Consider the following 13074-nt stretch of genomic DNA (forward strand, 5'->3'; position numbering starts at 1 on the left):
AAATGCTAGCAACAATACAATACAACTCTAGAAAATTACAATTAGATTTAAAGAAACCGCTAGATATTTCTATACCAATGCGAGCAACAAAATCTAATGTTAACGCCTGGTATATTGATGGGCCAAAAATTGAACCCGAAAAATTTGATAATGATATCATAAGTGTTGCAAAAGGAGCATCGGTCAACTTTAACACGATAACCTACAACCCACATGCGCATGGCACGCACACTGAATGTGTTGGACATATTACCGAAAAAGTACACTCGATAAATAAAAACCTAAAACAGTTTTTCTTTTTGGCAGAGGTGGTTACTGTCGCTCCAGAGCGTTTAATGAAAGATACCGTTATCTCTAAAAAACAACTGCAATTTGCGTTGGGAAACAAAAAAAGAGATGCCATAGTGATACGAACAATCCCAAACATGACCGAAAAAAAATCACGTCAGTATTCTAATACCAATTGGACTTATTTACAAGAAGACGCAGTTCAATATTTAGTGGATAAAGGTATCAAGCATTTATTAATAGATTTGCCAAGTATAGATCGCGAAGAAGATGGAGGTGAGCTCAAAGCTCATAAAGCATTTTGGAATTTTAATGGTAAATTAAGAAAAGAAGCTACCATAACAGAACTAATTTATGTGTCAAATACTATTGAGGATGGTGAATATTTTTTAAATCTTCAAATTGCTCCTTTTGAAAATGATGCCACACCAAGCAAACCTATTTTATATAAAATTATAGATTAAAACAATTAAAAATTTGGGATCGCTGTCTTAAACTTCAGTAGTGCTAAAAACGAACTATGGAAATATTTTTTACAATCATCTTAAGCATATTGGTCACATTGGTTGTAGTGACGATTTACAAACAGGTCAAAATCAAGAAAAGAACAAACTCACAATCTGTAATTTTATTGGATAAGATAAAAAGGGTATGTAAATTCATAACCGTAGAAGGTGATTTTGCAGAAATCTATCATTATGAAGACGTGAAAGAACGATTCTTAAAACTCGTCATTAGTAAGAAAAAAGCACTCGTAGTTATCAATGCGAAAGCCCATGTTGGCTTTGATCTGTCAAAAATTCAAATGGATTCTAATGTGAAAACAAAAACGGTAAGCTTACATCATTTCCCGCAACCAGAAGTGTTGAGCATAGAAACCGATTTAAATTATTATGACAAAAAAGATGGGATGTTCAACAGGTTTGAAGCATCAGATTTGACAGAGCTTCATAATGAGGCAAAACTTCATATCATGAATAAAGTTCCAGAGAGCGGACTTTATGACATTGCGAAAAAAGAAGCTCTGGATTCTGTTTTGCTCATTGAGAGTATTGTCGAGACCATAGGTTGGAAATTAGATTATTCAGCATTAAAAATCGAAGACACTTCACCCAAAAAAATAAAATGATGTTTTTGCTACGGAAAAATTAAAGCAATGAATATTGAACAATTGAGAACCTATTGCTTAGCTAAAAAAGCAGTTACCGAAGATTTTCCGTTTGACCAAGATACACTTGTATTTAAGGTCTTGGGAAAGATGTTTGCGCTATTTCCGTTAGAAAAATGGGAAAAAGGCGAAGGCTATGTCAATCTCAAATGTGATCCAGATTATGCTCTTGAACTTCGTGAAGAGTACGACAGTATAAAACCAGGTTGGCACATGAGTAAGACCCATTGGAATTCTGTTCACACAAGCTCAGGAGAATTATCACCAAAACTGGTTTGCGAACTCATAGATCATTCTTACGATATGGTAGTAAAGGGGATGACCAAAAAAATGCGTGAAAAATTACAGTAAATTTTTATTCATCTATAGTAACCTGCAATCTATCTAGGTAAACTTGTGAATTGAAGAATTTAAAAGAAATCTAGGATATATCGGGATAAATTTGTCATCGTATTAATTAATGATAAATTCCATGTCCCCAAGAAAAACCATTCTTTTGCTCAATCTTGAGCAATTCTTTCCCAAGAAAAATTCAAGTCGACAAAAGGATAAAATCGCTTTGAAAGTAGGAGCTAATAAGATCTCTACCACTCATAAATTACAAAAAAGTTTAAAACAACTGGAGTTTATATCCCTTTTTGAAATGAATCTAGACAAACATAGTGAGCACCTTTATTCACTTAGTTTTTTACAAGAATTAGAGCAACTTAAATATTCCGCACAATTGGATACTATCGAGTTGCTTAGCTTAAAGAGCGCTTAAATCAATTTCCATTCGTCGACACTTTTTTGTTAATCGTCGAAACTTACTTTTGGTTTAACGAAATTTAAGGTTAAGGTCGACAAATTACTCTACTTTTCCATATCTAATGTAAGACGATTCCTAATGAAAAATATATTAAAAGTACTTTTAATAGAAGATGACGCTATTGAAGTGATGAAATTAAATAGAGCTATTAGCTCATTACAACTTAAGCATCAAATTGTTGAAGCCAATAATGGAGAAGAAGCGCTTGAAATTTTAAAAAATAAACAAATAATACCTGATATTATTTTATTAGATTTAAACATGCCAAAAATAAATGGCATTGAATTTTTAGCTACTTTAAAAAAAGACGAGGTTCTCAAATATATCCCAACAATTATTTTAACCACATCCAATAATCAAAAAGATTTGTTAGAATGTTATAAAATTGGCGTTGCTGGCTACGTTTTAAAACCTTTAAAATATGAAGATTACGTCTCTAAAATCGAGAATTTACTCTCGTATTGGAGCATAAATGAATTGATTAAAATATAAATAGTAATGAAAGGAATTGTTTTTACAGAGTTTTTAGAACTCGTTGAAGATAAATTTGGATTAGAGATGGTAGATGATATTATTTCGAGCTCAAACCTAGAGTCAGAAGGGATTTATACTTCGGTAGGGACGTATAGTTTTTCTGAAATGTTACAATTATTACAGCATCTCAGTAAGAGGACAAATATTTCCATCGATAATTTATTACTCGTTTATGGTGAACATTTTTTCAATGTGATTGAAAACAGTTACCCTGGTCTTTTGGCTACTTATAAAGACCCTATTGAAATGATTTCATCTATTGAAAACCATATCCATGTTGAAGTAAGAAAAATTTATCCAGATGCAGAATTGCCTACATTTAAGGTTATAGAGAAAAAGGAAAACGCTCTTATAATGGATTATAAATCAAGTAGGGCTATGCACCATTTTGGACTTGGCTTAATGAACAAAACATTTGAGCATTTTAATTCTACAGCAGTAATAGAATTAGAGAAAATCAAAGATGATGGCACAGAAGTACGATTTATTATAAATAAAAACTAATGGGTCAAGAGCAGTTAGATGTACTAAAGCGAGCACTACAACGAGAGAAAGCAGCTAGAAAAGCTGCTGAAAAAATTCTTGAGGAGAAATCAAGACAGCTTTATACGACCTCACAAAAACTTGGTGAACTTTTAGACGAGAAATCTGCACAATTACAAGGCGTTTTCGAGAATATCGTTGATGCTTATGTGATTATGGATTTAAATGGAGATGTTTTAAAGTTGAACGAAGCAGCTGTAAAACTCTTTGGGTACAATGTAGAAGAAGAAGCATTAAATGTTGTTAGTCTAATCTATAAAGAGGATTATCAATATGCCATGGAGTCCTACTCCGAGTTAAACTCAAAAGGTTTTTTTAAAGATTATGAAGCCCGAGTCTATACCAAATCTGGTGAGGTAAAATGGGTTCATATCAATGCAAGTATTATTTACAACAAGTATAAAACAGCAATTGCAGCTCAGGGGATTGTTCGGGATATTACAAAACAAAAATTATCAGACGAGCAACTTGTAAAATCTGAAAGTAGATTATCCACACTTATCTTAAATTTAGATAGTGGTGTTTTACTGGAAGATGAAGATCGCAAAATAGTATTAACCAATAAGAAATTTTGTGAACTACTTCAAATTCCTGTTGATCCAGAATTTTTAAAAGGACAAGATTGCTCTAATGCAGCAGAGCAGAGTAAAGGTTTATTTGAAAATGAGGAAGAATTCGTCAAAAGGATTGACACTATTTTAAAAAATAAAAAGGTGGTACTCAGCGATGAGTTAACCATGAAAAACGGAATAATTTTGGAGCGTGACTTTGTACCTATTATTAAAGATGATATATACAGAGGCCATCTTTGGGCATATAGAGATATTACATTAAAGAGAACATATCGCAAAAGTCTGGAAGCTCAAAAACAAAAATATAGCAGCATCATAGCCAACATGAATCTTGGTTTGGTAGAGGTTAATAATGATGATGAAATATTGATGATTAATCAAAGTTTTGCTGAAATGTCTGGGTATTCTGAAGAGGAGCTTATTGGTGAAAAAGGAGGTGAAATATTTCAAAAAGACAATGATGTTGATATTATTGATATTGAAAACAAAAAGCGTCAAGAAGGTGAATCCAACTCCTATGAACTCAAAGTTAAAAACAAAGCTGGTGAAACAAGATATTGGCTCATAAGTGGTGCTCCAAATTATGATTTTGCTGGAAACGTGGTTGGATCTATTGGTATTCATTTAGATATAACAGACTTTAAAAGTCTTGAACTGCAAAAAGAGAAATTATTGCTCAAACTAGAAAAGAGTAATAATGAATTGCATGAATACGCTCATGTCGTATCTCATGATCTAAAATCACCATTACGAAGTATAGATGCCTTGGTAAGTTGGTTAAAAGAGGATAATAAAGGCAAGTTTGATGAGGTAAGCCTTCAAAACTTAGCTCATATAGAGACGACTCTTGAAAAAATGGAACAGTTAATTACAGATGTTCTAAATTACTCAAGTGTAGGTTCCGATGATAATGAAAAAAGTGAAGTTGATACCAATGAACTTGTTCAGGATTTAATACAAATTCTATATGTCCCAGATCATATAGACATTAATATCTTAAATCCATTACCGGTTTTAAATTGTGATAAAACAAAAATTCAGCAAGTATTTCAAAATTTAATAAGTAATGCTGTGAAGTTTATTGACAAAGATCAAGGTCTTATAGAAATTGATGTAGTAGATAAAATACAATACTATCAATTTTCAATAAAGGACAATGGCATTGGCATTGAAGAAAAATTCCATAACAAAATCTTTAAAATATTTCATGCTTTAAATAAAAGTAAAGATTCCACAGGGATAGGTTTGTCGATAGTGAAAAAAATAATTGATTTACATGAAGGAGATATCTGGTTAGAAAGCACACCTAATGTTAGCACGACCTTTTACTTTACATTAAAAAAACAGTCATGAAAACAGTACAATTAAAAAAACACAAGCATAAAGATTGGGAGTATTTATCTAAAAAAATAGATTTAAAAGAGCCTTTAGTTCTTGTTTTAGGTAATAGATATATGTTAGAGGACGACACCCTTTACGATCAAATAAGACAAAAATTCCCAAATGGACATTTAGTCTTTGGATCTACAAGTGGAGATATTACTGCAGATATTGTAGATGATGAAAGTATAACAATAACCGCTATAGAATTTGAAAAAACCAGTTTTGACATAAAAACCAGTAATGTGTTACATTCAGATTTAGATAGTTTTAAGACCGGTAGCGATCTAGTCAGTCAGTTTTCAAAAGATAATTTAAAATTGATATTTGTTATTTCTGAAGGTAGCTTCATCAACGGTAGCCAGCTAACAAAAGGTATGAATGCAGCTACAAGCGGAGAGTTGTTGATTACTGGTGGTCTATGTGGTGATGCAGCACGATTTGAGAAAACAGTAGCATCATACAATGAAAATCCAAAAGCAGGAGAAATTGTAGCCATTGGTTTTTATGGAGACACTTTTGAAGCATCCTTTTCAATTCATGGTGGGTGGACACCATTTGGTCCAGAGCGTATTGTCACTAAATCTAAATCTAACGAGCTCTTTGAATTAGACAATCAACCAGCGTTGGATTTATACAAAAAATATTTGGGAGATAAATCTAAAGAATTGCCAGGAGCAGCATTATTATATCCACTTAACGTAAAATCCCATGACGAGAAACAATCTTTTGTAAGGACGATATTAAATATTGATGAAGAGAAAAATACCATGATTCTTGCAGGAGATATTCCAGAGAATTCTAAGGTACAACTCATGATGACCAATGTAGATAATATTGCAAATGCTTCAGAACGTGCTGCTAGACAAGCCTTAGAGTTTAGAAAAAACAAACCTCAATTAGCGCTTTTAGTAAGTTGTATTGGTAGAAAATTAGTGCTAGATCAAAGAGTGGAAGAAGAAATAGAGGAGGTCGTAGATGTTGTAGGGCATGATACTGTTATTTGTGGCTTTTATTCCTATGGGGAAATTGCACCATTTCATGGCGAGAACAATTGCCAACTTCACAATCAAACCATGACAATTACTCTAATTAGTGAATAATGGGATCTTTACTTAAACGACAAATCCGAAAATACTTAACGCCAGAGTTAGCAGCCAATAAAGATTTGGAAGTTTTTTTGGACGCTGTTGGTAGATCATACACTAATTTTGATGAGCAATTTGCCATGCAACAGCGGGCAATGAGCATAAGTTCCGAAGAACTCTTTAATGCTAACGAGAAATTAAAAAAAGAAGCCGAATCCCAAAAAGAGATCATTACCAAACTTAAAAACGTTCTTGAGACCCTTAAATTTTATAAACTACCTGAAGAGGGTATAATTAACGATGTTGATTTAGATAGTTCAAAATTATTGGACTTCATCGATGGTAAAACCCGAGAGATCGTAGAAATAAATAAGCAGCGTGAAGCACTCGTTAATGAGTTGGCACATCAAAATCAAGAATTAAGTGATTATGCGCATATGGTATCCCACGATTTAAAGTCACCTTTAAGAAGTATAGATACATTGACTGCCTGGTTAAAGGAGGATTATAAAGACCAGTTTGACGAGAACGGAAATCAAAATTTAGATCTCATAAGGAGTAACGTTGAAAAAATGGATACCCTAATTAATGGTATTTTAGAATATTCAACCATCGGGAAATTGCAAGTAGAAGTGTATGACGTCAATTTGAATACTCTAATCGATGATATTTTAAATACTATACAAGTGCCTCATAACATAAATGTTGTAAAAAATAACCTACCTACAGTGAAAGGCGATAAGCATAGATTACAACAGTTATTTCAAAACCTAATCGATAACGCTATTTCACATAATGACAAGGAAACTGGCAACATAGAGATTGGAGCTGTTGATAAAGGCGAATTATGGGAATTTTATATTTCAGATAATGGGAAAGGTATTGATAGTGCCTATTTTGATAAGATATTTAAAACGTTTGAAACGCTAGAAAGCAACGTGCAATCTACAGGCATTGGTCTTTCAATAGTAAAAAAGATTGTCAATTTATACGGAGGTACCATTTGGTTGACTTCGGAAATTGGAAAAGGCACAACATTCTTCTTCACATTAAAAAAATAGAAATGGAACAACCAAATTTATCCTATATCGAAAGCATGTCTGGTGGAGACAAAGCTTTTGAACAAAAGTTGATCGATATCATTAAAGGCGAATTTCCGGAGGAAAAAAAAGTCTATTTTGAAAATATCCTGGATAAAAACTACAAACTTACTGCAGAGAATGTTCATAAACTTAAGCATAAAATTAGTATTTTAGGCCTTGAGAAGAGTTATGAAATTGCGGTAGCTTATGAAAATAATCTACTTGAGGATAGTACCGAACTTCAAGAGGATTTTGAGTCTATCTTAGCAATAATGACCGATTATTTACTAAAGTTATAATTAGGACTAAATGAATTGTATTATTATTGATGATGAGGCAACAGCCAGAGCAATTATTGAGCAGTTGTGCTCTAATGTGCCCAGTCTAAACGTAGTAGAACAATTTCCCAATGCTATACAAGCTATAAAATACCTCAATCAAAACGAGATTGATCTTATTTTTTTGGATATTCATATGCCAGATTTTACGGGATTTGATTTTATTGAAACCCTTAAAAACCCACCAAAAATAATTTTAACAACATCAGATGCTAATTTTGCTATTCAAGCTTTTGAATATGATTGTATCGTAGATTATTTGGTAAAGCCAATTTTACCACCACGCTTTGAAAAGGCTATTCAAAAAGCAGAGGCGCAACCAGTAAAAGTGGCATCATCGCCATCAACGGAGAGCGTGGAGTCAACCTCAGGAAATGACTTGTACGTTAATATTGATAGACGTCTCATAAAAATTGATATTCCCAGTATTTATTTAGTGGAAGCAAAAGGCGATTACATCAATGTAAAAACCGAAACCCAAAACTACACCGTACACTCTACACTTAAAAAGATTGAGGATAAACTGCCAAACGATTTATTCCTTAAAATCCATCGTTCATTTATTATCAATGTGGATAAAATAATTGATATTGAAGACAATAGTGTTTTGATTAAAAAAGATGTCATCCCAGTGAGTCGCTCGAACAGACCAGAGTTGATGAAGCGCCTTAATCTTCTTTGAAACCATTGGTCTACTGTTCAGTGTTGTTCGACTGGTCATTAAGTTTGGTCATCGAATTATAAAAATAACTGTCACTATACTTTCTATTTTTGTATCATATTTTAAAGTAGGTTTAGAATAGTGTTAATAGTAAGAGCAAAGGCAAAAGACACCCTCTTTTGCCTTTTTTATTTTTGTAAGATGTTGTTTGAAATCCTTAAAAATCATTCATCTATAGTAAAATTTGGCCTAACGCGATTCTGTTCACACCAAACAAAAAACAGGGATATTAAAATCCTTAATAACGGAATTTTGTGCGGAACAATTTGAATAAAGTATAAAACCATAAGTCAAAAAACACATTATAATCCCCTTAAATTAATAGCTAGGTAATCCCTAATTTTTTTAGCTATCTAGAATGTCTGGCAATGAGATTTGCAACTGGATGTTTTAGGTTAAAGGCAAAAGCGAAAGCTTTTGCCTTTTTAAGTTTGAGAAATTTTAAAAGTTCTGTTATTTTTTAAGTAGTGGAGATAAAAGTATATATTGTTTGATAGACAATGAGTTAGATGCAAGTTTTCTTTAATCAAGCCTAATAAATGAAAATAACTGAAATAGTGGCTGGCGGTGTAATATCAGAAACACTAAGTATAGATATCGTCAGGATATTAGCAGAAAATTACGATACTTTAATTTCTGGATAACAAAATTCTACACTTGACGACTTGTAAAAATAATTGCTTGTTTTATATCTAATCGAAAAATCCTAAGGATTTTCCTTTGGTTTGTTTTCTTTTACTAACTTATTTCTTTCCAATATACCTAATCCCTAAACAAAGGACCATCAAACAGCCTCCAGTTAAATCTCAGGCCAATTTCCGTAAAGGTAAAACCAGCAGCAGTAGCAGAGGCAATATTACTTCGTGTCCCAAACACGTTTAACATACTGCGCTCAGAAAATTTATAACCCAGCTTAGCTTGAATACGATAGGTGCTTTGACGTTCACCATCCTCAATATATTGTACGCCTGTTGCTGCGGTTAGTTCATAAAACCACTCGTTTGGCTTGGTCGTATTTTCATCTTTAATCAAATTTAAAAACACCTCTCCTGCTTGAAACGACTCCGGACTAAAATAAATGGTTGGCACTTGATCTGCAAACGTGATGTATTGATAGTTCAAACCTACTTTTAGAGATGGCTTTGCCAATAGGTTGTAGTATAATGAGGTAAAGAGTAAATTTCTTTTGTTTCCATCATTTTGAGAGGTGAACATGTATTGTGTAAACCAACCCAAGTTAAAATTGGTGCTGAGGTTGTAGTTTCCGTAGAAATTATTTTGCACAATCTCACGATCTAATAAATCGGCATTAAAACTTTGTATTTCCCTTTTGTAACCAATATCCAACGTTTGTAATTTAAGCGGTTTGATATGAAACGAAAGATCTGTTAAGAGTTGTGTATAGTCTGCTGTTTCTGCCTTTGCAGAGGTTAAGCCTGTTGTCCCATTAAAGGTAATATTGTTTAATAACTGGTAGGATAAACCTAAAGAGATATCGTTGGAGTTGGCTTTATTATTGGTAATCGTGTTGTTGGTGTTTCTATAGTTGTAGTTTCCTAAAATTTTAAGTTTTGTAGACAACGGAAACCATACATTGGTATGAAATGAATAGGCTTTATTGTTACCATTATCAAAAGTATAGGCTGCTCTGGAGTCTAAAGCAGGTGTGAAACTGGTATTTAGATTAGTTATAAAATTCACCGCATCTTTTTGATTATCATAGAAGCTTAAGGTGTTTTCTGCGGAAGCATACGCCTCGTCATAGTAGCCTAATGCTTTTAGTGCATTAGCTTTTCCTAAGTTACCATCAAACGACGTACTGTCATTTGCCAAGATTCTATTGTAATCTTTTAAGCTCTTTTTAAAATTACTTTTATAGACGTTTAAGGTTGCTCGCAATGCCAATACCCAATTTTCGTTGGGTTGCTCAAATATTAATGTGTCGATAACACGTTCTGCTTGTTTATATTTCTTATTCCAGATCAACGCTTGTGTGTAACGCTCTGTGGTTTGTTGTGAGACGATTTCCGAAGTATTTGAAGTTATTCCCGTAAACGCTTTCGTACTTAATTCTAGTGCTTTTTTCTCTTTTCCCTTTAAATGGGAAACTAAAGCCAAACCGTTTAGTGCTTCTAATGTATTGGATGGGTTTTTAGCGATTCTGCTATAAACAGCATTTGCATAATCAAGTTCATTGGTAATCAAATATAGATTGGCAAGATTCATTAAGGTTTCTTTGTCTTCACCAAACAGTTCTAGGTTTTTAGTGAGTAGCGTTTCTGCTTCACCATAATTTTGGGCTTGTTGGTTTTGATATGCATATCCTAAATAGATGTATTTTTTTGAGACCATTGCGTTAGGATTTTCTGGAGAAACCACTAAAGCGTTATTGACATAAATCAAAGCCTTATCATATTCCTTTAAATTAGAAAGAGTGTTGGCGTAACCTAAAAGTGCAGGAAAACTTTCTGGAGATTCGGTTACTAAACTATTGTAATAGGTTTTTGCTTCGGAAAATTTATGACTCCATAATAAAGATTCCCCATAATTTAATTTAACCTCAAAATCGTTGGGGTAATCCTCTAACAGATTAGTGAAAATGGTATTTGCTTTTTGGGCATCTCCATTTAACCCAACTGCTCGTCCATAACATAAACGAGCTGTTTTATTTTCTGGATAGTCTTTTAATATGGTATTGAAAAAGGTTTCTGCCTGTGCATATTGTCCAGTTTCTAAATACGTAAAACCTTCTTGCATTTCTTGAGCATTACTCACTAAAACGAGTAATAAAAAGAATGGAATAAGTAGTGTTTTTAAAGTCTTCATATCTGTTTGATTTGTATAAGTGCAAGTTACGGACGAAGACCGCTTCATTCATCTACACCAATCTACCATCCGTCGAAATCAAAAGGTTTTACATAGAAGTTGTTTGGATATTTGCGTCAGATTCAAACAAATAATCATTAAAAAATAACAATTATGGCACTTCAAATTACACGTAACGAAAAGACATTTACAGTAGAAGGAAAAATCAACACATCTACTGCGAGCAACTTCAAAACACATTTTGTAATCACACTTAATTCTTTGACCGAATTGACCATTGATATAAGTAAAGTCACAGAAATAGATTCTGATGGCGTTGAGGCTCTTAAAACAATTTATCGCAACGCAATATCATGGAATAAACCATTTTCAATCATTGGCTATGGCTGTAAAGAGATCTATGATGAATTAAGATTAAATGCAGTCGCATAATACAATAATTTAAATCACTTTAAAATGCAATCAATTACAGCAATTAGATCAAAAAAAATCTCTCCAGAACAACTCTTCATGTTGAGCGTGCTAGCAGTCAATGGAGGCAACTATCTTTATAATTTGATATTAGGTCGACTTTTAGGTCCAGCACAATTTGCAGATGCTGCAGTGTTGATTACATTTTTATTGGTCTTGTCTTTTGTGGCAATGACATTTCAATTGGTGACTGCAAAGTTTTCTGTGGTTTTTGAGAACAGTAGTTTCAATAATTTTATATCCAGAATTTATAAAAATGCTACATTATTTGGTGTTGTTTTGGGAACTTTAGTGATTGTGTTTGCTGGTCAATTGCAAGAACTGTTTCACACGTCGTCATCCAGTATGTTTGTCATTTTTGGTTTTGGTGTACCTCTATACTTTGTAATGAGTGTAAATCGTGGTGTGTATCAAGGTAAAAAAGCATTCAAATCTTTATCGATCACCTATCAAGCCGAAATGTTAAGTCGATTACTAATAACGCTGGGCTTGATAGTTTTTTTTGATATCCAATCTTCTGTGGTAATCGCTATCGGAATTTTGATCTCTTTTGGATTTGGTTTAATTCCTATTAAATTCAGTTCAATCAAATTTAGAGTTACTGAGCGTATCGCAAAAGTAGAGGCAAAGCAAGTGCGCAATTTTTTTGTCATTACCGCTTTTTATGAACTCACGCAAATCATTATCAATAATAGTGATATTCTGTTAGTGAAACACTATTTTGAATCGTACGATGCAGGATTATATGCTTCATTGGCTTTAATTGGTCGAATTGTATATTTCATTGCTTGGATGTTCGTGATGCTATTATTGCCAACCGTTGTTAAGCTTAAAAAAGAAGGCAAAGCAACTGCACCAATATTATTTAAGTATGTTGGATATATTGCTGTTATTGCATCTGTAATTGTTTTTGCTTGTGGGTTATTTCCAGAAACAGCAATCACATTATTATTTGGTGATAGCTATTTAGCAATGGCACCTTTACTTTGGAAATATGCCCTGGCGACCGGTGTCTTCGCCATTTCGAACATTTTTGCATATTACTATTTGTCTTTAGATCGGTACGTGCCAGTTATTTTTTCTGGACTTTTTGGGATGCTTCAAATGGGATTGGTCATTTTTTTTCATGAGAGTTTGGAGCAAGTAGTGCATATGCAAATTGCAGCCATGTTTTTGTTGCTCATATTTCAGGTAGTTTACTTTATTTACGATTCAAAATCGAAAGCTGCCAAAAGTTAAATCGAAGGCTTTATTC

14 protein-coding genes are annotated in these 13074 nt (G+C 33.1%); 13 read left to right on the top strand and 1 reads right to left on the bottom strand.

All coding sequences use genetic code 11. The features are described 5' to 3' along the window. The first annotated feature begins 2 nt into the window (after positions 1–2). The 11 genes from GQ40_RS14945 (at position 3) to GQ40_RS14995 (ending at position 8483) form a co-directional block, all read left to right on the top strand. Positions 3–752: a cyclase family protein gene (locus GQ40_RS14945; RefSeq protein WP_047550181.1), complete on the top strand. Its 750-nt coding sequence runs from the start codon at positions 3–5 to the stop codon at positions 750–752. Positions 753–808: 56 nt separating this feature from the next. Continuing rightward, positions 809–1417 carry a DUF4230 domain-containing protein gene (locus GQ40_RS14950; protein ID WP_047550185.1) on the top strand — a complete coding sequence of 203 codons (609 nt, stop codon included), beginning with the start codon at positions 809–811 and terminating at the stop codon, positions 1415–1417. A gap of 27 nt (positions 1418–1444) precedes the next feature. Then, entirely contained in the window at positions 1445–1807 is a 363-nt protein-coding gene (locus GQ40_RS14955) for an MmcQ/YjbR family DNA-binding protein (RefSeq protein WP_047550187.1), read from the top strand. Between the two features lie 121 nt (positions 1808–1928). Further along, complete coding sequence (locus GQ40_RS14960) at positions 1929–2219, top strand: hypothetical protein (RefSeq protein ID WP_047550188.1); 291 nt, start codon at positions 1929–1931, stop codon at positions 2217–2219. A gap of 123 nt (positions 2220–2342) precedes the next feature. Continuing rightward, complete coding sequence (locus GQ40_RS14965; RefSeq protein WP_047550194.1) at positions 2343–2756, top strand: response regulator; 414 nt, start codon at positions 2343–2345, stop codon at positions 2754–2756. Between the two features lie 6 nt (positions 2757–2762). After that, a complete protein-coding gene (locus GQ40_RS14970) occupies positions 2763–3302 on the top strand; it encodes a heme NO-binding domain-containing protein (RefSeq protein ID WP_047550197.1) in 540 nt (179 codons plus the stop codon). After that, positions 3302–5266, top strand: coding sequence for a PAS domain S-box protein (locus GQ40_RS14975; protein ID WP_047550199.1), 1965 nt, complete (start codon positions 3302–3304; stop codon positions 5264–5266). Before GQ40_RS14970 ends, GQ40_RS14975 begins: the two co-directional genes overlap by 1 nt. Next, positions 5263–6396 carry an FIST signal transduction protein gene (locus GQ40_RS14980; protein WP_047550201.1) on the top strand — a complete coding sequence of 378 codons (1134 nt, stop codon included), beginning with the start codon at positions 5263–5265 and terminating at the stop codon, positions 6394–6396. Before GQ40_RS14975 ends, GQ40_RS14980 begins: the two co-directional genes overlap by 4 nt. Beyond that, positions 6396–7442 carry a sensor histidine kinase gene (locus GQ40_RS14985; protein ID WP_047550203.1) on the top strand — a complete coding sequence of 349 codons (1047 nt, stop codon included), beginning with the start codon at positions 6396–6398 and terminating at the stop codon, positions 7440–7442. Before GQ40_RS14980 ends, GQ40_RS14985 begins: the two co-directional genes overlap by 1 nt. Positions 7443–7444: 2 nt before the next feature. Further along, entirely contained in the window at positions 7445–7762 is a 318-nt protein-coding gene (locus tag GQ40_RS14990) for a hypothetical protein (protein WP_047550207.1), read from the top strand. Positions 7763–7772: 10 nt separating this feature from the next. After that, positions 7773–8483, top strand: a complete 711-nt coding sequence (locus GQ40_RS14995; RefSeq protein ID WP_047550210.1) for a LytR/AlgR family response regulator transcription factor — start codon at positions 7773–7775, stop codon at positions 8481–8483. Between the two features lie 801 nt (positions 8484–9284). On the opposite strand, the gene GQ40_RS15000 is transcribed toward GQ40_RS14995, so the two are convergent. Continuing rightward, positions 9285–11348 carry a tetratricopeptide repeat protein gene (locus tag GQ40_RS15000; RefSeq protein ID WP_047550213.1) on the bottom strand — a complete coding sequence of 688 codons (2064 nt, stop codon included), beginning with the start codon at positions 11346–11348 and terminating at the stop codon, positions 9285–9287. Between the two features lie 153 nt (positions 11349–11501). Between GQ40_RS15000 and GQ40_RS15005 the strand changes: the two genes are divergently transcribed. Beyond that, positions 11502–11780: an STAS domain-containing protein gene (locus tag GQ40_RS15005; protein WP_047550216.1), complete on the top strand. Its 279-nt coding sequence runs from the start codon at positions 11502–11504 to the stop codon at positions 11778–11780. A gap of 24 nt (positions 11781–11804) precedes the next feature. Continuing rightward, on the top strand, positions 11805–13058 hold the full coding sequence (locus tag GQ40_RS15010; protein ID WP_047550218.1) for an oligosaccharide flippase family protein: 1254 nt from the start codon (positions 11805–11807) through the stop codon (positions 13056–13058). The last annotated feature ends 16 nt before the right edge of the window (positions 13059–13074 follow it).

This window comes from Psychroserpens sp. Hel_I_66 (assembly GCF_000799465.1).
In the GTDB taxonomy this organism is placed as follows: Bacteria; Bacteroidota; Bacteroidia; order Flavobacteriales; family Flavobacteriaceae; genus Psychroserpens.

What these genes read in the sequence shown, in the direction of transcription:
- GQ40_RS14945 (WP_047550181.1), top strand. Translation starts at nt 3, where the DNA reads ATGCTAGCAACAATACAATACAACTCTAGAAAATTACAATTAGATTTA.
- GQ40_RS14950 (WP_047550185.1), top strand. Translation starts at nt 809, where the DNA reads ATGGAAATATTTTTTACAATCATCTTAAGCATATTGGTCACATTGGTT.
- GQ40_RS14955 (WP_047550187.1), top strand. Translation starts at nt 1,445, where the DNA reads ATGAATATTGAACAATTGAGAACCTATTGCTTAGCTAAAAAAGCAGTT.
- GQ40_RS14960 (WP_047550188.1), top strand. Translation starts at nt 1,929, where the DNA reads ATGTCCCCAAGAAAAACCATTCTTTTGCTCAATCTTGAGCAATTCTTT.
- GQ40_RS14965 (WP_047550194.1), top strand. Translation starts at nt 2,343, where the DNA reads ATGAAAAATATATTAAAAGTACTTTTAATAGAAGATGACGCTATTGAA.
- GQ40_RS14970 (WP_047550197.1), top strand. Translation starts at nt 2,763, where the DNA reads ATGAAAGGAATTGTTTTTACAGAGTTTTTAGAACTCGTTGAAGATAAA.
- GQ40_RS14975 (WP_047550199.1), top strand. Translation starts at nt 3,302, where the DNA reads ATGGGTCAAGAGCAGTTAGATGTACTAAAGCGAGCACTACAACGAGAG.
- GQ40_RS14980 (WP_047550201.1), top strand. Translation starts at nt 5,263, where the DNA reads ATGAAAACAGTACAATTAAAAAAACACAAGCATAAAGATTGGGAGTAT.
- GQ40_RS14985 (WP_047550203.1), top strand. Translation starts at nt 6,396, where the DNA reads ATGGGATCTTTACTTAAACGACAAATCCGAAAATACTTAACGCCAGAG.
- GQ40_RS14990 (WP_047550207.1), top strand. Translation starts at nt 7,445, where the DNA reads ATGGAACAACCAAATTTATCCTATATCGAAAGCATGTCTGGTGGAGAC.
- GQ40_RS14995 (WP_047550210.1), top strand. Translation starts at nt 7,773, where the DNA reads ATGAATTGTATTATTATTGATGATGAGGCAACAGCCAGAGCAATTATT.
- GQ40_RS15000 (WP_047550213.1), bottom strand. Translation starts at nt 11,348, where the DNA reads ATGAAGACTTTAAAAACACTACTTATTCCATTCTTTTTATTACTCGTT.
- GQ40_RS15005 (WP_047550216.1), top strand. Translation starts at nt 11,502, where the DNA reads ATGGCACTTCAAATTACACGTAACGAAAAGACATTTACAGTAGAAGGA.
- GQ40_RS15010 (WP_047550218.1), top strand. Translation starts at nt 11,805, where the DNA reads ATGCAATCAATTACAGCAATTAGATCAAAAAAAATCTCTCCAGAACAA.